Annotated in this window: 20 protein-coding genes, 1 tRNA gene and 1 pseudogene; 9 read left to right on the plus strand and 13 right to left on the minus strand. The window is 69.9% G+C overall.

Annotated elements, in window-relative coordinates:
* Nucleotides 1-285: 285 nt before the first annotated feature.
* The 3 genes from ACWDZ6_RS18625 (at nucleotide 286) to ACWDZ6_RS18635 (ending at nucleotide 4,665) form a co-directional block, all read left to right on the plus strand.
* Nucleotides 286-1,683: an NAD(P)/FAD-dependent oxidoreductase gene (locus ACWDZ6_RS18625; RefSeq protein ID WP_351455910.1), complete on the plus strand. Its 1,398-nt coding sequence runs from the start codon at nucleotides 286-288 to the stop codon at nucleotides 1,681-1,683.
* Nucleotides 1,684-1,957: 274 nt separating this feature from the next.
* Nucleotides 1,958-3,259, plus strand: coding sequence for a class I SAM-dependent methyltransferase (locus ACWDZ6_RS18630; RefSeq protein ID WP_451503726.1), 1,302 nt, complete (start codon nucleotides 1,958-1,960; stop codon nucleotides 3,257-3,259).
* A gap of 185 nt (nucleotides 3,260-3,444) precedes the next feature.
* A complete protein-coding gene (locus ACWDZ6_RS18635; protein ID WP_451503727.1) occupies nucleotides 3,445-4,665 on the plus strand; it encodes a phospholipase D-like domain-containing protein in 1,221 nt (406 codons plus the stop codon).
* Between the two features lie 200 nt (nucleotides 4,666-4,865).
* On the opposite strand, the gene ACWDZ6_RS18640 is transcribed toward ACWDZ6_RS18635, so the two are convergent.
* Together ACWDZ6_RS18640 and ACWDZ6_RS18645 are read right to left on the minus strand one after the other, a co-directional pair.
* Nucleotides 4,866-7,412: an ABC transporter permease gene (locus tag ACWDZ6_RS18640; protein WP_451503728.1), complete on the minus strand. Its 2,547-nt coding sequence runs from the start codon at nucleotides 7,410-7,412 to the stop codon at nucleotides 4,866-4,868.
* Between the two features lie 49 nt (nucleotides 7,413-7,461).
* Nucleotides 7,462-8,232, minus strand: a complete 771-nt coding sequence (locus tag ACWDZ6_RS18645) for an ABC transporter ATP-binding protein (RefSeq protein ID WP_326650360.1) — start codon at nucleotides 8,230-8,232, stop codon at nucleotides 7,462-7,464.
* A 352-nt stretch (nucleotides 8,233-8,584) separates the two neighbouring features.
* Here ACWDZ6_RS18645 and ACWDZ6_RS18650 point away from each other — a divergent pair.
* Both ACWDZ6_RS18650 and ACWDZ6_RS18655 read left to right on the plus strand, forming a co-directional pair.
* Nucleotides 8,585-8,667: transfer RNA gene (locus tag ACWDZ6_RS18650), tRNA-Leu, on the plus strand.
* 166 nt (nucleotides 8,668-8,833) lie between these two features.
* Nucleotides 8,834-9,700 carry a Bax inhibitor-1/YccA family protein gene (locus ACWDZ6_RS18655; RefSeq protein WP_389182341.1) on the plus strand — a complete coding sequence of 289 codons (867 nt, stop codon included), beginning with the start codon at nucleotides 8,834-8,836 and terminating at the stop codon, nucleotides 9,698-9,700.
* Between the two features lie 81 nt (nucleotides 9,701-9,781).
* On the opposite strand, the gene ACWDZ6_RS18660 is transcribed toward ACWDZ6_RS18655, so the two are convergent.
* Nucleotides 9,782-10,012 (minus strand): DUF4287 domain-containing protein, encoded by a 231-nt coding sequence (locus ACWDZ6_RS18660; protein WP_326650358.1) that lies wholly within the window; start codon nucleotides 10,010-10,012, stop codon nucleotides 9,782-9,784.
* Nucleotides 10,013-10,111: 99 nt separating this feature from the next.
* Between ACWDZ6_RS18660 and ACWDZ6_RS18665 the strand changes: the two genes are divergently transcribed.
* Entirely contained in the window at nucleotides 10,112-10,438 is a 327-nt protein-coding gene (locus ACWDZ6_RS18665; protein ID WP_451503729.1) for a hypothetical protein, read from the plus strand.
* An 18-nt stretch (nucleotides 10,439-10,456) separates the two neighbouring features.
* On the opposite strand, the gene ACWDZ6_RS18670 is transcribed toward ACWDZ6_RS18665, so the two are convergent.
* From ACWDZ6_RS18670 to ACWDZ6_RS18680, 3 genes are all read right to left on the minus strand, one after another.
* Complete coding sequence (locus tag ACWDZ6_RS18670) at nucleotides 10,457-11,272, minus strand: hypothetical protein (RefSeq protein WP_451503757.1); 816 nt, start codon at nucleotides 11,270-11,272, stop codon at nucleotides 10,457-10,459.
* A 234-nt stretch (nucleotides 11,273-11,506) separates the two neighbouring features.
* Complete coding sequence (locus tag ACWDZ6_RS18675) at nucleotides 11,507-12,727, minus strand: acetyl-CoA C-acetyltransferase (RefSeq protein ID WP_366731858.1); 1,221 nt, start codon at nucleotides 12,725-12,727, stop codon at nucleotides 11,507-11,509.
* Nucleotides 12,728-12,863: 136 nt separating this feature from the next.
* On the minus strand, nucleotides 12,864-13,856 hold the full coding sequence (locus ACWDZ6_RS18680; RefSeq protein ID WP_389182338.1) for an SGNH/GDSL hydrolase family protein: 993 nt from the start codon (nucleotides 13,854-13,856) through the stop codon (nucleotides 12,864-12,866).
* Between the two features lie 162 nt (nucleotides 13,857-14,018).
* Between ACWDZ6_RS18680 and ACWDZ6_RS18685 the strand changes: the two genes are divergently transcribed.
* Nucleotides 14,019-15,407 (plus strand): cystathionine beta-synthase, encoded by a 1,389-nt coding sequence (locus ACWDZ6_RS18685; RefSeq protein ID WP_366731860.1) that lies wholly within the window; start codon nucleotides 14,019-14,021, stop codon nucleotides 15,405-15,407.
* 431 nt (nucleotides 15,408-15,838) lie between these two features.
* Here the strand turns inward: ACWDZ6_RS18685 and ACWDZ6_RS18690 are convergent, their stop codons facing one another.
* Together ACWDZ6_RS18690 and ACWDZ6_RS18695 are read right to left on the minus strand one after the other, a co-directional pair.
* A complete protein-coding gene (locus ACWDZ6_RS18690; protein ID WP_389182335.1) occupies nucleotides 15,839-16,255 on the minus strand; it encodes a hypothetical protein in 417 nt (138 codons plus the stop codon).
* A gap of 274 nt (nucleotides 16,256-16,529) precedes the next feature.
* Nucleotides 16,530-16,778 (minus strand): annotated as a pseudogene (locus ACWDZ6_RS18695) (glycine betaine ABC transporter substrate-binding protein); the annotation flags it as partial.
* 142 nt (nucleotides 16,779-16,920) lie between these two features.
* Between ACWDZ6_RS18695 and ACWDZ6_RS18700 the strand changes: the two are divergent.
* Both ACWDZ6_RS18700 and ACWDZ6_RS18705 read left to right on the plus strand, forming a co-directional pair.
* Nucleotides 16,921-18,435, plus strand: coding sequence for an aromatic amino acid ammonia-lyase (locus ACWDZ6_RS18700; RefSeq protein WP_451503730.1), 1,515 nt, complete (start codon nucleotides 16,921-16,923; stop codon nucleotides 18,433-18,435).
* The gene (locus ACWDZ6_RS18705; protein WP_366731863.1) at nucleotides 18,432-19,268 is read left to right on the plus strand and encodes a MurR/RpiR family transcriptional regulator; all 837 of its coding nucleotides are present in this window, start codon (nucleotides 18,432-18,434) and stop codon (nucleotides 19,266-19,268) included. The genes ACWDZ6_RS18700 and ACWDZ6_RS18705 overlap by 4 nt, the downstream gene beginning before the upstream one ends.
* A gap of 147 nt (nucleotides 19,269-19,415) precedes the next feature.
* Here ACWDZ6_RS18705 and ACWDZ6_RS18710 read toward each other — a convergent pair whose 3' ends face one another.
* The 5 genes from ACWDZ6_RS18710 to ACWDZ6_RS18730 form a co-directional block, all read right to left on the minus strand.
* Nucleotides 19,416-19,790, minus strand: coding sequence for a hypothetical protein (locus ACWDZ6_RS18710; RefSeq protein ID WP_326650350.1), 375 nt, complete (start codon nucleotides 19,788-19,790; stop codon nucleotides 19,416-19,418).
* Nucleotides 19,791-19,847: 57 nt separating this feature from the next.
* The gene (locus tag ACWDZ6_RS18715) at nucleotides 19,848-20,276 is read right to left on the minus strand and encodes a roadblock/LC7 domain-containing protein (RefSeq protein WP_326650348.1); all 429 of its coding nucleotides are present in this window, start codon (nucleotides 20,274-20,276) and stop codon (nucleotides 19,848-19,850) included.
* A 37-nt stretch (nucleotides 20,277-20,313) separates the two neighbouring features.
* The gene (locus tag ACWDZ6_RS18720) at nucleotides 20,314-21,132 is read right to left on the minus strand and encodes a transcriptional regulator (RefSeq protein ID WP_451503731.1); all 819 of its coding nucleotides are present in this window, start codon (nucleotides 21,130-21,132) and stop codon (nucleotides 20,314-20,316) included.
* A complete protein-coding gene (locus tag ACWDZ6_RS18725) occupies nucleotides 21,129-21,563 on the minus strand; it encodes a hypothetical protein (protein WP_451503732.1) in 435 nt (144 codons plus the stop codon). The genes ACWDZ6_RS18720 and ACWDZ6_RS18725 overlap by 4 nt, the downstream gene beginning before the upstream one ends.
* 326 nt (nucleotides 21,564-21,889) lie before the next feature.
* Nucleotides 21,890-23,209 carry a diaminopimelate decarboxylase gene (locus tag ACWDZ6_RS18730; protein WP_451503733.1) on the minus strand — a complete coding sequence of 440 codons (1,320 nt, stop codon included), beginning with the start codon at nucleotides 23,207-23,209 and terminating at the stop codon, nucleotides 21,890-21,892.
* Between the last annotated feature and the right edge of the window lie 11 nt (nucleotides 23,210-23,220).

Raw genomic sequence — 23,220 nt, forward strand, 5'->3', positions numbered from 1 at the left:
GTGGGGGGTCGAAAGCCCTCCGCGGCCCGCCCGGCGGCCCCGGGCACGCGCATTCCGGACAGAACCAGGAGTGTCGCGGGGGAGTGGGCCGGGGCAGTGGTCCACCTCCGGAAGGCCCCTTAGGGACCAGCTCACGAGGGGCGAACAATGTTTGCCTTTACACCGTGGTCCCCCTCCGGCGCCATGACCTCGGTCACGTGGGCGGGGCAGTGTAGCAGAGGTGTGCCGAGACCTTGTGAAGGGGCTCACGAGCACCCCCTCCGAGGGGGGTGGATACTCGATGGCATGAGCACCACGGAGCGTCCCAGGATCCTCGTTGTAGGCGGTGGGTACGTAGGCCTGTACGCAGCTCGACGCATTCTGAAGAAGATGCGTTACGCGGAAGCGACCGTCACGGTCGTGGATCCGCGCTCGTACATGACGTACCAGCCCTTCCTCCCCGAAGCCGCCGCCGGCAGCATCTCGCCGAGGCACGTCGTCGTACCGCTGCGACGCGTCCTGCCCAAGGCCGAGGTGCTCACCGGTCGGGTTACCACCATCGATCAGGACCGCAAGGTCGCCACGATCTCGCCGCTCGTCGGCGAGGCGTACGAGCTGCCGTTCGACTACCTGATCGTCGCGCTCGGCGCGGTCTCCCGCACCTTCCCGATCCCCGGCCTCGCCGAGCAGGGCATCGGTATGAAGGGCATCGAGGAGGCCATCGGCCTCCGCAACCACGTACTCGAGCAGCTCGACAAGGCCGACTCGACGACCGATGAGGACGTCCGCCGCAAGGCGCTCACCTTCGTCTTCGTGGGCGGTGGCTTCGCCGGCGCCGAGACCATCGGCGAGGTGGAGGACCTGGCGCGCGACGCGGCCAAGTACTACACGAACGTCAAGCGCGAGGACATGCGCTTCATCCTGGTCGACGCGGCCGACAAGATCCTTCCCGAGGTGGGCCCGAAGCTGGGCAAGTACGGCAAGGAGCACCTCGAGGGCCGCGGCATCGAGATCTACCTGTCGACGTCGATGGACTCCTGCGTGGACGGCCACGTGGTGCTGAAGAACGGCCTCGAGGTCGACTCCAGCACCATCGTGTGGACCGCCGGTGTGAAGCCGAACCCGGCGCTGGTCCGTTACGGCCTGCCGCTGGGACCGCGCGGTCACGTCGACACCACGACGACGCTGCAGGTCCAGGGCACCGACTACGTCTGGGCCGCCGGCGACAACGCCCAGGTCCCGGACAGCGCGGCCCGCAAGGCCGGCGTGGAGAACGCCTGGTGCCCGCCGAACGCCCAGCACGCGCTGCGTCAGGCGCGGGTCCTCGGCGACAACGTCATCTCCGGTATGCGGGGCTTCCCGCAGAAGGAGTACAGCCACGCCAACAAGGGTGCGGTGGCCGGTCTCGGCCTGCACAAGGGCGTCGCGATGATCGTCATGGGCAAGGTGAAGATCAAGCTCAAGGGCCGGCTCGCCTGGTACATGCACCGTGGCTACCACGGCATGGCGATGCCGACCTGGAACCGCAAGATCCGGGTCTTCGCCGACTGGACGCTTGCGATGTTCCTGAAGCGTGAGGTCGTCTCCCTCGGCGCGATGGAGACGCCGCGCGAGGAGTTCTACGAGGCCGCGAAGCCGGCACCGGCGGCCGTACCGAAGCCGGAAGTACAGAAGGCGGAAGCCGAGAAGGCCAAGGCCTCCTAGCCGCAGCAACACGTCCTGCCCCGAAGGGGCCGCCCGCCATCCGTGGTGCGGGCGGCCCCTTCGGCGTGCGCGGTGCACCTCGCCGTCGCTGAGCGGCCTCAGACAGCCGGCCCGTCGTCCGGACGGGTATGTGTGGCATGCAGGTGATTTGCTCGGGCATTGCGTGATGTCGGGAAGCGCGCAAGGTGGTCGGATTGTTCTCTGGAGTGCACCGCGCGGCTTCGGGGCGTGGTGCGCAGCATTTCTGGGATCCACCGTCACGGAGGTGTGCGCCATGGCCGACGCCGCGCTGCGGCTGACCACTCTTGCCGAGGAGTTGCTCGGCGACCCGCTACCGGTCCGTATCCGGGCCTGGGACGGCAGCGAGTCCGGGCCGCCAGGCACTCCCGTTCTCGTCATCCGGCACCGGCGTGCGCTGCGCCGGCTGTTGTGGCGGCCGGGAGAGCTGGGGCTGGCCCGGGCCTGGGTGGCCGGGGAGATTGATGTGGACGGCGATCTGTACACCGCGCTCGACCTGCTCGCCGGGGTCTTGTGGGAGCGCGGCGGCGAGACCAAGGACCGCGCTCACGCCGTCCTGGACCCGCGGCTCCGCGCCGCCGCCCGCGGGCTGCTGAAGATCGGCGGGACGCTGCCGCCGCCGCCCCCGCCCGCCGAGGAGGTCCGGCGGCGCGTGGGGCCGCTGCACACCAAGCGCCGTGACAAGCAGGCCATCAGCCACCACTACGACGTCGGCAACGACTTCTACGCGCTGATGCTCGGGCCTTCGATGGTCTACTCGTGTGCGTACTGGGAGCACGAGGACAGCAGTCTCGAAGACGCTCAGCGCGACAAGCTCGACCTCATCTGCCGCAAGCTCGCCCTGAAGGAGGGGGACCGGCTCCTCGACGTCGGCTGCGGCTGGGGTGCCATGGTGATCCACGCAGCCCGCGAGTACGGCGTCCAGGCAATCGGCGTCACCCTCTCCCATGAGCAGGCAGTCTTCGCCCGCAAGCGCATCGCCGAGGAGGGCCTCACCGACCGAATCGAGATCCGCGTTCAGGACTACCGGGACGTCAGGGACGGTCCGTACGACGCCATTTCCTCCATCGGTATGGCTGAACACGTCGGTGAGGTCCGCTATCACGAGTACGCCGAGCAGCTCTTCTCGCTCCTCAAGCCCGGCGGCCGACTGCTCAACCACCAGATCGCCCGCCGTCCCGAGAAGGACGAATCCGCCTACCAGGTCGACGAGTTCATCGACCGGTACGTTTTCCCGGACGGCGAGCTGGCCCCGCTCGGCCGTACCGTGGGCGCGCTCGAGGAAGCCGGCTTCGAGGTCCGCGACGTCGAGTCGATCCGCGAGCACTACGCGCTCACGCTGCGCCACTGGGTCGCCGGCCTGGAGGCCAACTGGCGCAAGGCGGTGCGGCTGAGCACTCCTGGCCGCGCTCGTGTCTGGCGGCTCTATATGGCCGCCTGCGCGATCTCCTTCGAGCGCAACAGGATCGGGGTCAACCAGATCCTGGCCGTGAAGACGCCGGAGAGCGGGAACTCCCGGCTGCCGCTGCGTACACGCGAATGGAACGGGACCGGGTGAGCCGACCGGGGGTCAACTGCCCTTCGAAAGGGCGAGGTTGATACGTTCGACCCTTCAGGCTCGGGAGACCGGGGCGGGGGCGCTGAGGCCGAGAGGCCCCGCGCCCCCGCCTCCTTTTGTGTGCGCACGGGCGCACCCCGCTGTCTGATTTGTCATGTATGCGTAATAATGAAAGGAAGAGCCACTTGCGCCGCCACACGAGATGGCTGCTGGGCCTCACCGCCGCGCTCCTGTCCGCCGCCACGCTCTCCACGGCCACCGCCTCCGCGGGAACCGACGCGCTCGCCGTCACCACGACCGCCACCTTCAACAACCCGGCAGGTACCACCGCCGAACAGGACAAGGTCCGCGACCACATCGTGAACCTGATCAATGACGCCCAGTCGGGCACCTCGATCACGGTGTCGATGTACAACTTCACCGACGATGTCGTCAGTGCCGCGCTGGTCGCCGCCAAGCAGCGCGGCGTCTCGGTCCGGGTGATCCTCGACCACACCACCCTGACAACGGACGGGAACGAGTACGCCACGCTCACCGGCGGACTGGGCACCGACCGCACCAAGACCTCGTGGGTCTACGCCTGTCCCGCCGGACGCGGCTGCATCGGCAGCCGGAAGCTGCCCGGCGACGACGGCGCGATCAACCACAACAAGATCTTCCTGTTCTCCCGGGTGGGAGGCGCGGACAATGTCGTCGTACAGGCTTCGGCCAATATGACCGGCCTCCAGCGCACCGAGCTCTTCAACAACGCGGTGACGATCGTCGACTCCGGGCTCTACGGCATCTACCAGGCCTACTTCGCCGACCTGCTCAAGTACGGCACATCGAGCGGTCTGAGCGACTACTACCAGACCCCGTCGAGCGGCCCGTACAAGGCGTACTTCTTCCCGCGCAAGGAAACCGCGGGCACCCAGTTCGACGGCGACGCCGCCACCGACACCGTCAAACTGATCCTCGACAAGGTCGGCTGCGCCGGCGGCACCGAAGTACGGATGGCGGCCAACCTCTTCTACCGCAAGGAGGTCGCCACCAAGCTCGTCTCTCTCGCGAGCGCCGGCTGCTCCGTGAGCCTTGCCCACGACGGGAACCCGGGAACGGCGGATACGCCGGGCTCGCTGGGCAAGACCGTGGAGGGCATCATCTCCGGCAAGCTCACCAAGCGCGTGGAGTGCTGGGAGAACTCGCCGTCGGGCGCCAAGATCGGTCTGCACTCCAAGTACCTGATGGTCAGCGGCACATACGACGGGGTGGCCGGCAAGAAGCTGGTCTGGACGGGCAGCCACAACTTCTCGTATCAGGCGCTCCGCTCCAACGACGAGACGCTGCTCAAGATCGACAACGTGGCGCTCTACAACCAGTTCAAGGCCAACCACGATCAGCTGATGAGCTACTGCGCCGGCACCTGACGGCGTCGGGCGGCGATCCGGGCGCACGCGATCCGGGCTCACGCGATCCGGGCGCACCTGACCGGGCGCACCTGATCCGGGCGCACCTGATCCGGGCACATGCGATCAGGACACACGTGTTCCGGGCGCGGGGGATCCGGACGGGAGCACAAAGGCCCCGCGACCTGCCCAGGTCGCGGGGCCCCTTGTGCGTACCGGACTTACTCGGTCTTGATCGCCGTCAGCATGTTCAGCCTGGCGGCACTGCGCGCAGGCCACAGCGCGGCCAGCACCCCGACCACACCGGCGAGCAGCAGGAAGATCCCGATCCGGTCCCACGGCACGACCAGCGCGTACCCGGGGATCTCCTTCCTGATCGTCTCGCCGATCGCCCAGGCCAGGAAGGACCCGAGCCCGACACCGATCACCGCGCCGAAGACCGAGATCACCACCGCTTCCAGGCGGATCATCCGCTTGACCTTGCCGCGGTCCAGGCCGATCGCGCGCAGCATGCCGATCTCCTGCTGACGCTCGAAGACGGACATCGCGAGGGTGTTGATGACGCCGAGCACCGCGATGATCAGGGCCATCGCCAGCAGTCCGTACATGATGTTCAGCGCGGTGTTGATGAAGCCGCCGAACGTGTTCCGGATGTCCTGCTGGTCCTTGATGCTCATCGCCGGGCTGTCACCCAGCGCGTTCACCAGCGCCCGCTCGTTCGCCTCGGTCGGTCCGCCGTCCATCTTCACCCAGACCTCGGGGATGTACGGCTTCGCCTCGTACGGAGCGACGACGTCCGTGGACACCAGCACCGGCGAGAGGAACTCGTTGTCGGCGTAGACCGCGCCGACCGTCAGGTTCTTCGTCGCGGCCTTGCCGCCGTCGCTGTCGGTCCCGAACTTCACCGCCAGCGAGTCACCGGTCTTCCAGCCGTTGGACTTCGCGGTCTTCTCGGCGACCGCGATCCGTCCCTCGCCGAGGGTGGCCAGGGAGCCGGAGACCGTCTTGAGGTCGAAGACCTTCTCCACGTCGCCCGGAGTGACGGCGGAGGCGGAGTGCCATTCGCCCTTGATCTCCAGCGAGGTGGCCTGCTGCGGGGAGACCGCGCTGACGCCCTTCGCCTTCTCCAGCGCGGTCAGCGCCGACTTGTCCAGCGCACCGCCGCCGGCCATCGTCACCATGTAGTCGGCCTTGATGTTGTCCGTGGTCATCTTGTCCACGGCACGGCCCATCGTGACGCCGAGCACCGAGAGGCCGGTGACCAGGGTCAGGCCGATGGCCAGCGCCGAGGCGGTGGCTCCGGTACGACGCGGATTACGGACCGCGTTCTGGCCGGCCAGCTTGCCGGACACCCCGAACACACGGTGCAGCAGCGGACGCGCCAGCGCGATCACGGGACGGGACAGCAGCGGAATCAGCACGATGATGCCGATCATCGCCAGGAACGCGCCGGCCCCGATGAGCATCCGGCCGTCCTTGCCGGCCGCCGCGCCGCCGAGGATGCCGGCCGCGCCGAGCAGCGTGATCGCGCCGCCGATGGAGTTCCGTACGACCAGCGACTTGGTGGTCGCCACCGCGTGCACACTGCTCATCGCCGCCACCGGCGGGATCTTCGCGGCCCGGCGGGCGGGCAGCCACGCGGCGAGCACGGTGACCAGCACACCGACCGCGAGGGCGGAGGCGATCGCGGTCGGCGAGATGATCAGCGGGCCCGCGGGCACCTTCGCACCGAAGGAGCTCATCGCGGACCGCAGCCCGGTCGCCAGCCCGATGCCGAGAACGAAACCGATCACGGAGGCGAGCGCGCCGACGACCAGCGCCTCGAGCATCACCGAGCGCTTGACCTGGCGGCGTGACGCACCGACGGCGCGCATCAGCGCCAGCTCCCTGGTGCGCTGGGCGACCAGCATGGTGAAGGTGTTGGCGATGAGGAAGACGCCGACGAAGAGTGCGATGGCGGCGAAGGCGAGCAGCATCGTGTTGAGGTTGGACAGTCCATCCTCGATCATCCTGGCCTGGTCGTCGGCGAGCTGCTTGCCGGTCTGCGCCTCGGCGTCCTTGGGCAGCAGCGGCGTGACCTCGTCCAGGATCTTCTGGTCGGAGGCTCCGGCCGCGGCGGCGACGGTGACGTCCTTGAAGTAGCCGGGCTGCAGATACAGCTTCTGCGCGACCGGGGTGTCGAAGAGGACGAGGCTGCCGCCGGCGTTGACCCCGCCGTCCTCGGTGGTGAAGACACCGGAGAGGGTGTACTCCTTCACCGGGCCGTTGGTCGCGACCCGCACGGTGTCCCCGACCCGGTACTCGCCCTTGGCCGCGGAGTCCTGGTCGAGGGCGATCTGACTGTCCTTCACCGGACCGGAGCCGTCGGTGAAGGTGTACTGGGCGTCCTTGCCGTCCTTGCCGGGGGCGAAGTTCGCACCGGTGTTGGACCAGCCGTTGCCGATCAGCTTGCCGTCCTGGTCGGCGACGCCGGCGAAGCCGGAGACCCGCCCGGTGGCGTCGGCGACCCCGTCCAGACTCCGGATCTTCTCCAGGGTCCTGGTGTCGATCCCGGCCTTCTTCTTGCCGTCGCTCTGGCCGGTGTACGTGGTGACGGCGACCGCGACGTTGTCGTAGCTCTTGGCCGACTGCTTGCGGTAGGCGTTGCCGAGGGTGTCGGTGAAGACCAGGGTGCCGGAGACGAAGGCCACGCCGAGCATCACGGCGAGTACGGTCATCAGCAGTCTGGCCTTGTGCGCGAGCACATTGCGCAGGGCGGTACGGAACATGTCTGTGTCAGTCCTGTGTGAGAGCCGGAGTCTGCGTGTCAGCGGTCGTTCAGCTGGTCCGGCCCTTGGCGTCGAACTCCTTCATCCGGTCCAGGACGCCGTCCGCGGTGGGGTGCAGCATCTCGTCGACGATCCGGCCGTCGGCCAGGAAGATCACCCGGTCGGCGTAGGAGGCGGCCACCGGGTCGTGCGTGACCATGACGACGGTCTGCCCCAGCTCCCGTACGGAGTTGCGCAGGAAGCCCAGTACCTCCGCGCCGGAACGCGAGTCCAGGTTTCCGGTCGGCTCGTCACCGAAGATGATCTCCGGCTGCGAGGCCAGGGCGCGGGCGACGGCGACGCGCTGCTGCTGGCCGCCGGAGAGCTCGGTGGGGCGGTGGCTGAGGCGGTCCTGCAGGCCCACCATCTCGATGACCTGCTGCAGCCACTGCTTGTCGGGCTTGCGGCCCGCTATGTCCATCGGGAGGGTGATGTTCTCCAGACCGGTCAGCGTCGGCAGCAGGTTGAACGCCTGGAAGATGAAGCCGATCTTGTCCCGGCGCAGCTGGGTCAGCTGCTTGTCCTTGAGCGACCCGAGCTCGGTCTCACCGATCCGCACGGACCCGGAGCTGAAGCTGTCCAGTCCGGCCACGCAGTGCATCAGCGTGGACTTGCCGGAGCCCGACGGGCCCATGATCGCGGTGAACTCCGCCTGCCGGAAGTCCACGGTGACCCGGTCCAGCGCGACCACCTGGGTCTCGCCCTGTCCGTACACCTTGGACAGATCCGTGGCGCGGGCGGCCACTGCGGTGGCGCGGTGAGCGAGGGGGGTGGTCGTCACGAGGTGAGCTCCTGTCGAGGTGTGCTGAGGGGACCACCCCATCCTGTCCGGCGCCCCGCCGCGGATCGTCAGTCCCGGTGCCCGTTCCCGGGGCCCACTTGGGTCGGACCGCGCGGCCCGTCCCTCCTCCTTTGGTATGACGGCGTCCCTGAGACGCGAGGAGGCGAGTTTCCGTCATTCCCTGGTGGGTGCGGGGGCGGCCGGCGGCCGTGCGGGGCGGGTAGGAATGCCCCTCTACCTGCACTGACGCACCCTCAGAAGCCAATAAAATAAGACAACATCGGGCCACAGGGCCCGCAGGGAGGTAGATCAACCCGGATAGGCTCAGGGGCTGAAGCGGACCGCACGCCATGCCCGGATGGTGGAATGCAGACACGGCGAGCTTAAACCTCGCTGCCCCTCGGGGGCGTGCCGGTTCAAGTCCGGCTCCGGGCACTTCATCGCCCGTTCCACCTGCCGCCGACCGCCCCGACGGGGCGCCGTCCTGGATGCGGTCCCGGTCACGATCCTGGAAAGATCCTCCCCGAGCACTAGAGTGTTCCTTTTGCCTTCGCATTACTCTTATCGTCAAGGCCGCGCAGGGTGGCCATGGAGGAGTGAAATGAGGAGCAGTAACCCGGTCTTCTCGCGACGGGGGTTCAGCCGCGACAACGGCTACGCGGGGTTCAACGCGCAGCAGCCGCAGGCCGGGGGCCCCGCCGTAGGAAGCAACCCCTACGCGACCAACCCTTACGCACCGGCGGACACGCAGTACGGAGCCGGTCCACAGGCTCCCGCCCGCCCCAATGCGATGACCATCGACGACGTCGTGGCGCGTACTGCCATGACGCTCGGTACGGTCGTCCTCACCGCGGTGCTCGCCTGGGTCCTGCTGCCCGTCGACTCAGCCAATATCGGCAAGTCGTACGGCATCGCGATCGGCGCGGCCCTGGTGGCCATGGTCCTTTCGCTCATCCAGGCGTTCAAGCGCAAGCCGGTGCCGGCGCTCATCCTGGCCTACGCGGCCTTCGAGGGTGTCTTCCTCGGAGTGATCTCCAGCGCCGTCAGCACCTACATCGGCCCGGGCACGGTGGTGCAGGCCGTCATGGGCACCATGTGTGTCTTCGTCGGTGTGCTCATCGCGTACAAGACCCGGCTCATCCGGGTCAACCGCCGCTTCTACGGCTTCGTGATGGCGGCAGCCATCGGCTTCCTGCTGCTCATGGCCGTGAACCTGCTGTTCGCCGTGTTCGGCGGCGGTGACGGCCTCGGCTTCCGCAGCGGGGGCCTCGGCATCCTCTTCGGTGTCATCGGCATCCTCCTCGGAGCGTGCTTCCTGGCCCTCGACTTCAAGCAGGTCGAGGACGGGGTCACATACGGCGCTCCGCGCGAGGAGTCCTGGCTGGCGGCCTTCGGCCTCACCATGACCCTGGTGTGGATCTACCTGGAGATGCTGCGACTGCTGTCGATCCTCAACGGCGACGACTGACGCAGCCGGCTGTACTTGTGCGAAGGGCCCGCAGGCAACCGCCTGTGGGCCCTTCGGCGGTTTCGGCACACCTGGAGCGGACTAGAGCAGTTTGCGGGCTGCCCGCCTCAGGTCGTACTCATGGATGATCGCTTTGGCATGTCCGTAGGCGAGGTTGTGCTCGCTCCGGAGCCAGCTGACCTTCTCCTCGAAGCGGAAGAGCGATGGCCCTTCATCGACGGTGCGAAGCCAGTCGGAGATCTCACGACCGGTGCAGTGGGGGATTCGGGAGAGCAGATTTCGATGGGTCTCATCGGAGAAGACTTGGGACATCGGCGCCTCCGGACGCGTTGCGCGTGTGCTCCTTCCCGCCACCGTGCCTGAGCGTTCGCGTATTGGCAACAGTCCGGTGGCGGCGCGTAGGGTCGCGGCGTGTTTGATACGACTGAGCTGACGGCCGCCGTGGACCGCTTCGCCGACCGGTTGCGGGCGGCTCCGCAGAGCCGTCTGCAGCGTGGTGCGGCCGCCGAAGGGCTGGCGCTGGCCAGGGAATTGGCGCTGCGGGCCCAGCGGATCGAAACCCCGGACGGGGCGCCGCGGATCATGCCCGACGTGGGTCCGTTCGCGGTCGCGGATCAACTGATTGTGGCCGGGCACGATTTGGCCGAGGCATTGCGAGCGGCCCCGTCCGATTCCCTGGCGGAGGTGGCCGAGGCCGTGAGTCTGGTGCGGGCGGCGGCGGCCCGGGCAGGGTTGTAGCCCGGCCGGGGGACCGGGCTAGAGGGACGCGATCACGCGGTCCGCGAGGATGTACACGCTCTCCTCGCCGCAGGCGAAGGTCAGGGCGTACGCGCCGGAGACACCGGAGCCGCCCAGCAGCACGGGGCCGTCGCCCACGCGCACCGCCTCGGCGAGCCTTTCCGCCGTCTCCCGGTGGCCGGGGGTCAGGCAGAGCGTCGTGCCGTCGGCGAAGGCGTAGACGTCGAGCGTGCCGAGCGGGCCGGGACGTACGTCCGTGAGCTCCGTACCCGTCTCCGCGAGCTCCTCGAGGCGGGCCACGGTGCGCTCGTGGTCGGTGACCACCGGTGTCTGGACCGGCACGAAGTCGGGGTGCGAGGGGTGGCGGCGGCGGGCGGCGGCCAGCTCCGGGGAGTCCTCGGCGAACTCCGTCACCTCGGGCAGGTCCGCCATGTCGTCGAACGCCTCGGCCGCCTCGAAGTCCATCGCCTCCAGGCCGACGAAGTCCGACTGGCGTGGTACGTAGAACGGGAGCTCCTCGCCGGGCGAGGACAGGCCGCCGAGCAGCGAGGGGGCGTCCGCCGCGTCGCGGGTCTCCTGCGCCGCCCAGAAGGCACGGGCCTCGGCCAGCTCACGCTCCCGCTCCTCGGCGAGTGCCTCCGCGACGGCGGCGCGTATCTCGGCGGCGGGGGTGGAGCGAGCCTGCGGTACGACCGCGAGGCGGCTGCTGCCGTGCGTAGCGGCCAGCTCTGCGCGCAGAGCGGTTACCTGCCCGCGCAGACGGTGTGCGGCGTGCAGGGCGGCGGCCCCCACGGCCGTGGCGGTGGCCGTGGTAAGCAGCAGGACAAGAGGCATGGCGCTCACTGACTTACTCCCGGTTTCATCGATCCCCCCCGACTTCCTACATCAGCTTGCGGTGAACCCGCTCGTCCTGTCAGTGCATTACGTCACGAATTGGACAGGACTTTTGCCCCTGTGTTTAGCGGGAAAACCACTCTGACCTGGGGAAACGAGTCTCCCCCAGGGGATAGGTCACATCCTGGGGGAGATTCAGTCACGACTTGAGCTCCGAGGGGCCCGGGAAGTGCCTCAGCTCAGGCGCTCGATGACCATCGCCATGCCCTGGCCGCCGCCCACACACATGGTCTCCAGACCGAACTGCTTGTCGTGGAACTGCAGGCTGTTGATGAGCGTGCCGGTGATCCGCGCGCCCGTCATGCCGAAGGGGTGGCCGACGGCGATGGCGCCACCGTTGATGTTCAGCTTGTCCAGCGGGATGCCGAGGTCCCTGTAGGAGGGGATCACCTGGGCGGCGAAGGCCTCGTTGATCTCGAACAGATCGACGTCGTCGACGGACAGTCCGGCGCGGGACAGGGCCTGCTTGCTGGCCTCGACGGGTCCGTAGCCCATGATCTCGGGGGAGAGGCCGGAGACGCCGGTGGAGACGATCCGCGCCAGCGGGGTAAGACCGAGTTCCCGTGCCTTGGTGTCGCTCATGATGACGAGCGCCGCGGCGCCGTCGTTGAGCGGGCAGCAGTTGCCGGCCGTGACCAGGCCGTCGGGACGGAAGACGGGCTTGAGGCCCTCCACGGCCTCCAGGGTGACTCCGGCGCGCGGGCCGTCGTCCTTGGAGACGACGGTGCCGTCCGGGGTCGTCACCGGAGTGATCTCGCGCTCCCAGAAGCCGTTCTTGATGGCTTCCTCGGCGAGGTTCTGCGACCGTACGCCGAACTCGTCCATCTCCCGGCGGGTCACGCCCTTCAGGCGGGCCAGGTTCTCGGCGGTCTGGCCCATCGCGATGTACGCGTCGGGCATCAGCCCGTCCTCACGCGGGTCGTGCCAGCCCGCGCCCTCGCTCTGGGCGACGGCGGCGGTACGGGCCTGGGCCTCGTCGAAGAGGGGGTTCTGGGTGCCCGGCATCCCGTCGGAGGAGCCCTTGACGGTGCGGGACACCGTCTCGACACCGGCCGAGATGAAGACGTCGCCCTCGCCGGCCTTGATGGCGTGCAGCGCCATGCGGGAGGTCTGCAGGGACGAGGAACAGTAGCGGGTGATGGTGCAGCCCGGCAGGTGGTCCATGCCCATCTGCACAGCCACGATGCGACCCAGGTTGTGACCCTGCTCGCCGCCGGGACCGCCGCAGCCGAGCATCAGGTCGTCGATGTCGCGCGGGTCGAGCTCGGGCACCTTGGCGAGCGCGGCCTGGATGATCCCGGCGGTCAGGTCGTCCGGCCGTACCTCCTTCAAGGACCCCTTGAAGGCGCGACCGATGGGTGAGCGGGCAGCGGAGACGATCACGGCTTCGGGCATCACGGACTCCAGAGGGCGAGGGTACGCAGGACTGTCTGGGAAGTTACCCGTACGTATCGCCTGGGTCACCGTGCGAGCCGTGTGATGCGGACCTCTTTTCTAAGCGTCCGCTCAGTCCGGACGTTCCGGTGTCCGGTTACGCCCGGTGTGCCTCCGATGCCGCCGGCTCCGTCGTGGGTGAGGGCGCGGGGAGGCGCCTGCGCCTGCGGTGCTTCAGCAGTGCCCACGGCGCCCTCGCGGCCGTGACCTCGGTGCCCGCCTCCGCCGCCGCTGTCGCAGCCGCCCTGGCAACCGGCAGCATGCCTTCGTTGCGGTCCGCCTCCGGGTGGTCCGACTCCGGCCACAGGCCCAGCACCGCACAGAGCGTCGGCAGCATCGCCATCGCCGCCGTCGCGTATCCCTCCGCCGAAGGGTGGTAGTTGTCGGCGCCGAACATCTCGCGCGGGTTCGCCGCGAATTCCGGGCCCAGCAGGTCACCCAGCGACACCGTGCGGCCGCCCTGCTCCACCACCACGATCGTCTGCGCCGCGGCCAGCTGCCGCGAGACCCGGCGGGCCAGCCAGCGCAGCGGCTGGTACACCGGCTCGATCGTGCCCAGATCGGGGCAGGTGCCCACCACCACCTCCGCGCCCGCCGTACGCAGCCTGCGCACCGCGGAGGACAGATACCGGACGGATTGCGTGGGTGGCATCCGGTGCGTGACGTCATTCGCGCCAATCATGATCACGCAGACGTCGGGCGTCCGGGTCCGGTCCGCCAGCAGCAGCGTGACCTGGCGCTCCAGATCGTCCGACATCGCACCCGGAAGCGCGATATTGAGTACCTCCACCGGCCGCTCCGCCACCGCCGCCAGGCCCGACGCGAGCAGCGCCCCCGGCGTCTGGCCGGCCCGGCGCACGCCCTGACCGGCCGCCGTCGAGTCGCCGAGTACTACCAGGAGCAGCGGATCCGAGCGCCCGAAGTCCAGTCCGTACATGCCGTCGCCGCGCGGCGGGACGGGGGCCTTGCCGCCGCCCACCGAGCGTTTCGCCAGCTGTACCTCGGCCAGCACCAGCCCCACGGCCGCCGCCCCGAGCAGCCCGATGCTGCCACCGCCGTAGGCCGCACCAGCGGCGATGCGTCGTGCCACCCTCGCCCTCGACACAGTCCGAGCCACCTCCTCGTAGCCACCTCGTAGCCGAACGTCAGCCATCGGCAGTCATCAGCTAACTGCCCCGTAGGTACCGTCGCCCAATCCCGCGCTCGTCCGCTTACGCTGGCGGCACCACTACGGAGATCCCGGAGAAACATTGTGCGCATCCACCACTCGATGATCAGTCTTGTCGGCAATACCCCGCTGCTGAAGCTGAACAGCGTGACCGCAGGCATCCAGGCGACCGTCCTGGCCAAGGTCGAGTACTTCAACCCCGGCGGCTCGGTGAAGGACCGGATCGCCCTGCGCATGATCGAGGCGGCCGAGCAGAGCGGCGCGCTGCAGCCCGGCGGCACGATCGTGGAGCCGACCAGCGGAAACACCGGTGTCGGGCTTGCCATCGTGGCCCAGCAGAAGGGCTACAAGTGCATCTTCGTCTGCCCGGACAAGGTGTCCACGGACAAGATCAATGTGCTCCGTGCGTACGGTGCCGAGGTCGTCGTCTGCCCCACGGCCGTCGACCCGGACCACCCTGACTCGTACTACAACGTCTCGGACCGGCTGGTGCGGGAGACTCCGGGCGCCTGGAAGCCCGACCAGTACTCCAACCCGAACAACCCCCGTTCGCACTACGAGAGCACCGGTCCCGAGCTCTGGGACCAGACGGACGGGCGGATCACCCACTTCGTCGCGGGCGTCGGCACCGGCGGCACGATTTCCGGGACCGGCCGCTACCTCAAGGAGGTCAGCGACGGGACGGTCCAGATCATCGGCGCGGACCCGGAGGGCTCCGTGTACTCCGGCGGCTCCGGCCGGCCGTATCTCGTCGAGGGTGTCGGCGAGGACTTCTGGCCGAGTGCGTACGACCGGACGGTGACCGACGAGATCGTAGCCGTCTCCGACAAGGACTCCTTCCAGATGACGCGCCGCCTCGCCAAGGAGGAGGGGCTGCTCGTCGGCGGCTCCTGCGGCATGGCGGTGGTCGCGGCGCTGCGCGTGGCCGAGCGGCTCGGCCCCGACGACATCGTGGTCGTCCTGCTGCCGGACAGCGGTCGCGGCTACCTCAGCAAGATCTTCAACGACGAGTGGATGGCGGACTACGGCTTCCTGGAGGGTGAGGGCCCGTCCGCGAGCGTCACCGAGGTGCTCAGGCACAAGGAGGGCGGCAAGATCCCGAGCCTGGTGCACATGCACCCGGAGGAGACCGTCGGCGAGGCGATCGAGGTGCTGCGCGAGTACGGCGTCTCGCAGATGCCGATCGTCAAGCCGGGGGCGGGACATCCGGACGTGATGGCCGCGGAGGTCATCGGCTCGGTCGTCGAGCGGGAACTGCTGGACGCGCTGTTCACGCAGCGCGCCTCGCTGACCGACCCGCTGGAGAAGCACATGTCCTCGCCGCTGCCGCAGGTCGGCTCGGGCGAGCCGGTCGGCGACCTGATGAAGGTGCTCGGCGAGGCGGACGCGGCGATCGTGCTGGTCGAGGGGAAGCCGACGGGTGTGGTGAGCCGTCAGGACCTGCTGGCGTTCCTGGCGATGGGCGGCAAGTAGCGGCACAACCGCACACGTTTGCCGCTGTGCCTTCCCGGGAGGCAACCTCCCGGACCTCCCGGTCGCGAAAAAGGTACGAGCGCGTCACGTTCGCGCAGCACCCGCTTAACACGAGTCAGGCACATTGGTGGATGTCGGCAGGGGGACCGGGCAGGTAACCCGGCCGGCACCCACAGCGGCGTCTAGGACCTCCGGAGCGGCTCCCGGACCTCCCAAGACGCCCTGGACGCGGCGACCGGCCCTGACCCGGGACCGTGTCCCACGCGGGGACCGCCGTCGTCCCGCCCTCCGGCTCGCCGGGGGTGCGGCGGTCCCCGCCAAGACTTTTCGGCCCGCGCCCCAGATGGGTTCGCCTCCGGGGCGCCGTGGCCGAGCCCGGTTCCGGGGTGCGGACCACCAGCAGCCGGTGCCGCCCGGCAGGCGTACGGGTGCTAGTCCTCCCAGTCGGACTTCTGAGGCTGCTGCCGGCGGATCCACGGCCAGCCCTTGGCCGCGTGTACCGCGTTCACGCCGACGATGCCGAGCCAGGTGACCACCAGCCCTTTGAAGTCGGCGTTCACCACGCCGATCGCCGACAGCGGGATGGCCAGGATCATCGAGATGATGCCGAAGCCGAAGCGCTCCCCGAAATTCGCTTCCCCGGATGGCGGGCGGGCGCCACGGGCGACCACCATCTGCTGCTCGGCGAGCTGACGCCGTACGCGGCGGTCCACCGTGCCGTCGAGTCGCTGCTCGACCTTCTCCAGGAACGATTCGACGAGCGCGGACTCGTATTCCTCCCCCAGCTCGCGGCGGGCGTGCAGGGTGGCGTCGAGCTCTTTCTTGAGCTCAGGGTCGCGGGCTTCCATAGTCGTTCACGCTACGTGCGGCGGGCGGTCGCGTCAGTGGGGCTAACCCCTGTTTTTCCCTGGGGGTACCCGGTGGATGGACAGCGGGTACCGCTGGGGCCACGGCGCACGCGGCGTGGCCCACGGCGCGGGCAAGGAGAAGAGCCCGCCTGGGGACAAGGAGAAGAGCCGCCGCGGCAGGACGGGATGCCGGACCGTCGTCGCCCCACCCCGTCAGGATCTGCCGCTGCGCCGGGGTGGGGTCGGAGCCGGTACGGGCGCGCTGCTTCCCGGTGAGGCCGTGCTGCTTCGCCCAGTCGTTCGCCACGTCCTCCGGGTCCTTCTTGTGCTTGTCGACCAGCCGGTTGAGCTCCGTCAGCTGCTCCGTCGTCAGTACGGCGCCGAGCCGGGCCAGTGCCTTGCGGACGGTGGAGTCGGCCTTGCGGTCGGCGATCGGCGGGACTACGTGCCGGCCGGGCACGAGGTTCTTCGGGTCGGCGAGGACCACCCGGCCCTCGGCGGCGATGTCGGTGTCGGTGGTGAAGGGGTCGTCCCTTGCCGGGCCTGCATATGGTCATGCAGAGTTCTCGGTGTCTGAATAGATTGTCGATGCCCCGGGGTAAATCACTGCTGACGGATGCTCGGGAAGCAAGATGAGCCGCCCGAAAAGGAGGGGATTACGCGTGATGTCGTCCCACATCGTGGACACGCCCACCGACATCGTGGTCCTCGACGGACAGAGCCTCCCGGTCGCGGACATCGTCCGACTGGCCGATGGCACGGCCCGTCCCGTACCCGGATCCGAGGCGATCAAGCGCGTCGAGGTCTCCTGGGACGCGGCGCGGGAGCTCGCCGCTTCGGGCCGGGTCTACGGGCGCTCCACCGGCGTCGGTGCCAACCGGAACGAGGATGTGCCGACCGGGGCCGCCGCCGATCACGGGCTGCGGCTGCTGCGCTCGCACGCCGGCGCGATCGGCGATCCGCTGCCGGCCCGACAGGTCCGCGCCATGCTCGCCGTACGGGCCAACCAGTTGCTCGCGGGCGGTGCCGGGCTGCGGCCCGGCGTCGTCACCGCGCTCTGCGAGGCGCTGCAGAGCGGCGCGTATCCCGTCGTCAACGAGTTCGGCTCGGTCGGCACCGGCGATATCGCGGCCCTGGCCCAGATGGGCCTCGCGCTGGCCGGCGAGCATCCCTGGGAGGGCGGCCCGCCGCCCGAGGCGCAGGTCCTCGACAACAACGACGCCCTGGCCCTGATCAGCTCCAACGCCCTCACCCTCGGGCAGGCCGCGCTCGCCCTGGACGAGCTGCGCGCACTCGTCTCGGCCACCGAGCTGGTCGCCGCGCTCTCGCTGCTCGCGGTCGACGGCTCGTACGAGGCGTACGCCGAACCCGTGCACGCGGCCCGGCCGCACCCCGGCACGTACGCCGTCGCCGCCAGGATGCGGCGGCTGCTCGGCGCGCCCGGGCGGCCCACGCCGCCGCTCGGACGGATACAGGATCCGTACGGATTCCGCTGTCTGCCGCAGATCCACGGGCCGGCGCAGGGCGCGGCGGACGCGCTGGAGCGGACCCTCGCCGTCGAGATCAACGCGGCCGCCGAGAACCCGCTGATCTGCGCCGCCGACATGGCCGCGTATCACCACGGCGGCTTCTACATGGCCCAACTCGCCCTGGACCTGGACCACTTCAGGCTCGCGATCAGTCAGACCGCGCGACTGTCCACCTCCCGGCTATCCGCTCTGAACGAGCCCGCCTTCACCCGGCTGCGGCCCTTCCTCGCGGACACGGAGGCTGCGAGCTCCGGCGTGATGATCCTCGAGTACGCCGCCGGCGCGGCCCTCGGCGATCTGCGGGCCTTTTCCGCACCCGCCTCGCTCGGCCACGCGGTACTGTCCCGGGGCGTCGAGGAACAGGCCAGTTTCGCCTCGTTGGCGGCGCGCCAGACTCTGCGGGCGGGCGGCGCGTACCGGCTCGTCGTCGGCTGCGAACTCGTTGCCGCGGTACGGGCGTTGCGCCAGCGCGGGCTGCGGCCTGATCCGGACCTTCCGGTGGGCAGGGCCTTCGAGCTGGCCGAGGCCGCACTGGACGACGAGCTCGCCGACCGGCCGCTGACCGATGATGTGACGGCGGCGGCCGCGCTGCTCGACCGGTTCACGGACCTGGCGACGGAGATGACGGACCTGATGAGGGGGATGGCATGAGCGACAGCCCTGCCGCACGGCTGCAGCAGCTCTTCGAGGGGCACCGGCTCACTCCCACCCAGCGGCGGATCGCACACAGCATGGTGCGCCGGGCCGGCGACGCGCCCTTCCTGTCCAGCGTGGAGCTCGCCGAACTGGCGGGGGTCAGCCAGCCGTCCGTCACCCGATTCGCCGTCGCGCTCGGCTTCGACGGCTATCCGGCGCTGCGCAAGTATCTGCGGGAGGTCGCGCCCGCGGAGAGCGAGGGCGGGAAGGCCGGGTACAACGAGTACCAGCAGGCGGTGCAGGCCGAGATCGAGAACCTCTCCCATCTGGCCGAACTGCTCGCCGATCCGGCCCCGGTCGAGCGCGCGGGCCGGCTGCTCGCCGCGTCCCGCCCGCTCCCGGTGCTCGGCCTGCGGGCCGCGTCCTCGCAGGCCCGCGGCTTCGCGTACTTCGCGGCCAAGGTGCATCCGGATGTGCGCCTCCTCGACGAGGGCGGCACGCTGCTCGCCGACCGCATCGACGCGGCCCGCAGGGCCGGCGCGAGCGCGCTGCTCTGCTTCGCACTGCCGCGCCACCCGAAGGAGGTCGTGGAGGCGCTGGCGTACGCGCGTTCGGCGGGTCTGAAGGTGGTGACGGTCGCGGACTCGGCGTTCGCACCGGTGGCGGGCCACAGCGACCTGCTGATCCCCGCGGCGGTCGGCACGGGGCTGGCCTTCGACACGGCGTGCGCGCCGATGCTGCTGGGCCGGGTGCTGCTGGAGGCGATGTGCGACGACCTGCCGGACGCGCAGGCGCGCCTGGAGGAGTTCGACACGAGAGCGGCGGCGCGGGGGCTGTTCGTGGAGTAGCCGGGCCGGTTCGTGGAGCGGCCGGGCCTGTTCGTGGAGCAGCGGGACTGCGTGGAGCAGCCGGGCTGCGCACCGTAGCCCCGCTGCTCCACCGCCGGGACGGGCCTCATGAGGAGCCCGTCCAGGCGGTGGATGACACAGGAGCGGTCAGACCTCCAGCTCGGCCTCGATCTTCCTCAACTGGTGCCTGGCCATGGCAAGGTTCGCGCGGTCCTTGTCGAGTGCCAGGTAGAGGAAGAGGCCGTTGGTCCCGCGGCCCTTGAGCAGCCGGATCAGGTGGTACTGCGAGCTGAGGGTGATCAGGATGTCCTCGATACCGTCCTTGAGGCCGAGCTGCTCCATGGTGCGCACCTTGGCGCGCACCACATCGGTGTTGCCCGCCGCGGCGACCGACAGGTCCAGGTCCTTTCCGCCGCCGACAGTGCCGAGGGCCATTCCGCTGGTGTAGTCGACGAGTGCGGCGCCGATGGCGCCCTCGATGACAGTGGTGGCTTCCTTGAGGGCGCGTTCGGTGTTGGCCATGAGATGCGCACTTCCTTTCCGTCTGCTGGGTGTTCGTGATGGTGTGTCGGTCATGGGTCAGGTGTTCTCCGGTCGTTCGAGTGCGCCGTCGACCAGCTCGCCGATGCGGGCGCCGGAGCGGCGGGCCTCGAGGTGGAGCCGTCCCACGTTGATGCGTGGCTCGGCCAGGAGGGTGAGGACGGCCGAGGAGCCCGCCGCGTAGGTCGCGACGTATCCCCGTTCGCCCCGGACCAGTAGCTCGCGGAAGCCCCCCTGCCCGGTGGCCTCGGTCAGCCGCAGCGCGACGCCGAGGGCGGCGGCGGTCAGCGCGGCGACGCTCTCCGCGTCCGTGGAGTCCGCCGCCAGCACGAGACCGTCCGTGCTGGCGGCGAGTACGCCGGTCAGCTGCGGCACGCGCACGCGCAGTTTCTTCAGTTCAGCGAGCACGTCGGCCTCGGCCGTCATGAGCTGTCTCCTCTCGGCGCGCAGCCTCAGTGCGCGCCTCATGACGGTGTGCAAGGGACCTGGTGGGCGGAGCGGTGCGTCACAGGGTTGCCTCCAGGGCGTCGCGGAGCCGGCGGAGCAGGGCGGAGTCCAGGACGGACGGGGGCTCGGCGGTCTCGGGGACGGCAGCGGGCTTGCCGGGCGCCGCGGACGGGGCGGGCGCCGTGGACGTGGCGCGGGCCACGGACCGGCCGGGCAGCACGGACTCGCCGGGCGTCGCGATGAGCCCCTCGGCGGCCAGCCTCCGTACCTCGAGCAGGGTGTTGAAGGCGGGACGTCCCAGTTTCCGGGCGACCGCGGCCGGCGTGCGTACGCCGTCGGCGAGGTCCAGCAACGACTGCCGGCGGGGGCCTACCGCCCGTCCCGCGGTGTGCGGGGAGCGCTCGAGCGGCGCGGTGTCGACCGCGGGGTAGGGCCATACGGAGTCCAGCAGCCGGCTGCGCCGCTGGGCCTCGCGTTCGACGACCTGTGTGGGCACCGGCCGCACCCGGCCGATCCAGTGGGCGACGCCGTAGCGGAAGCGGCTCGGACCACTGGCGGGCGCCAGGGCGAAGAAGGCCGCGTCGAACAGTGCGCCGAGATGGCAGATCTCCAGCTCGCCGCCCGCCACTTGGCCGCTGTCGACGAGGAAGCGGGCGACCTCGCGGCGCGACCCCGCCTGCGCCACCGCCTCCGCCCAGCTGCCGGGCTCCAGCCGGCCGCTCGCCGTCAGCAGGACGTCGAGTCCGGGCGCGTCGGGGCTCTCGGCGTGCACGACCTGGCCGTCGGCCAGATAAAGGGCGCCGTGGTCGCGTACGAGAACGCCGGTGGCCCGCTCGTCCGCGAGCCTGACGAGCATCGGGGATATGGCCGCTCTCATCCGAGCACCAGCCTTTCGGCCAGGTTCTGCAGGCGCAGCCGGGCCAGTGCGAGATTGCCCAGGTCCCGGTCGAGCCACAGATGGAGGAACACGCTGCTGTCGAAGGTGGTCTCCACGAAACGCATGACGTGATAGCCGGTGCGGGTGGTGACGATGAGGTCCTCGACGGGTGGCCCCTCGTTCTTGCTGCCGGCGTTGCCCCGGTCCGCGCCCTCGCTCCCGTACGCCGTGGGCTTCGCCGGCGCGAACGTCGTGTACTCGGTGGCCATCCGGGCCAGTTCGGCCGTCTCCGCGGCGGTGGCCTCGTGGTCGCTGCCCGGCGACTCGCCGACCGCGCCGAGAGCGAGCCCGCTGATCCAGTCCACGATGGATGCTCCGCGTGCGCCCGGCACCAGCATGGCTTCGAGCAGGCACTCGTCGATTCCGGGCACGCGGATTCCCCTCTCCGCCACGGCGCGCCGCGCACTGATGTGCGGCAGTGACGGAGAGGTTACGCAACGTGGCCACTGCTGGGGGGAGTTGGGGCATTTTCCATCGGAACATGCCGCTGCCCCGATAAGGTCCGCGGACCACCGCCTGCTCCTGAGTACCGGGAGCGGGCCCTGTGGCATGCCCGTACGCGGGCGGTCGGCTCAGTTCCCGGGGCCGATCGCCAGGACCGATCCGAAGATGATCCCGGCAATGGGCGTACGCCCGGAGAGCACCGTGCCCATGGCGCGCGGCAGGATGCGGCGTGAGCGGCAGGCGCTCGGGAGGTTCAGGGGGCGGTCAGCGCGTCCGCGTACGCGCCGCCCGACTCGGCGACGATCTCCTCCGGGCTCTGCGGGCCCCGGACGGTGGTGAACCGCACCGGCCCGTCCGCTGCGGTGACAAATCCGTGGACGCCGGGCCGGGGCAGGCTGTTGTAGCCGTAGTGGTTCGAGAAGTAGTACGCGCCGGTGTCCAGCGCCGCGATCACATCACCCTGCTCCAGCAGCGGCAGCGGGCGCGCCTCGGCGAGCAGGTCGCCCGCGAAGCAGGCGGGCCCCGCGATGTCCTGCACGACGGCCGCCCCCGCCTTCGGGCGTCCCCCGGCGTCGTACGCGACGATGCGCAGTGGCCACGAGGAGGGGTCGTACACGGTACGGGTCGCGATCTGGACGCCCGCGTGGGTGACCGCGATGGGGCGGGACCCGGCGGTCTTGGCGTACTCGACGCGGGCGAGGACCGTGCCGTGCTTGGCGAGGAGGGACCGGCCGAACTCGGTGACGAGGCCGTAGCGGCCGTCGAGCAGCCCGGGGACCTGCTCCTTCAGCAGCCGGGCGTACTCGGCGAAGGTGGGCGACTGTTCGTCGGAGGCGAAGTTGACCGGCAGACCCCCGCCGATGTCGACGGTGTCGATCTGCTGCCGCCCGGCCGCGGCGTTGATCTCCTCGGCCAGTTCGTACACGGCCTCGATGCCCTGCGCCATCAGGGTCAGCGGCATGCCCTGCGAGCCGGAGTGGGCATGCAGCCTGGTCAGCCACGGACGGTCGAGATACGCGCGTACGACCCGGCCGCGGGCGCCTTCGTCGCGCAGCGCGACACCGAATTTGGAGGTCGCGGTGGCCGTCGACAGGGCTCCGATGGCACCGCCGCCGACCTGCGGATTGACGCGCAGGCCGAGCGGGGACCGGATGGCGGTGCCCTGGACGAGGGCGTCGATGCGCGCGAGCTCCTGCCAGTTGTCGGCGTTGACGGCGATACCGAGTGTGAGGGCCTCGCGCAGTTCGGTGGGCGTCTTGGCGGGGGAGTCGAGGACCGTGTGGTCGCTCCCCACGCCGGCGGCGCGGGCCAGCGCCAGCTCACCCGGGCTCGCGACCTCCGCGCCGATGCCTTCGGCGTGCAGCAGTGCGAGCACGGGGACCAGCGGCGCCGCCTTCACGGCGAAGGCGTGCAGTACGGGGGCGTCGGTGACGGCGGCGAAGGCGGCCCGCAGCGCGGCGGCCGAGGCGCGGATGCCGGCCACGTCGAGGAGTGCGGCGACCGGCTGTGCCTCGCTGAGAAGTCCCTGCTCCACTGCCGCTCGTACGGCCTGATCCCGACGGTCTGAAGGCATGTGCGCCAGCC

Source organism: Streptomyces sp. NPDC002926, assembly GCF_053591755.1.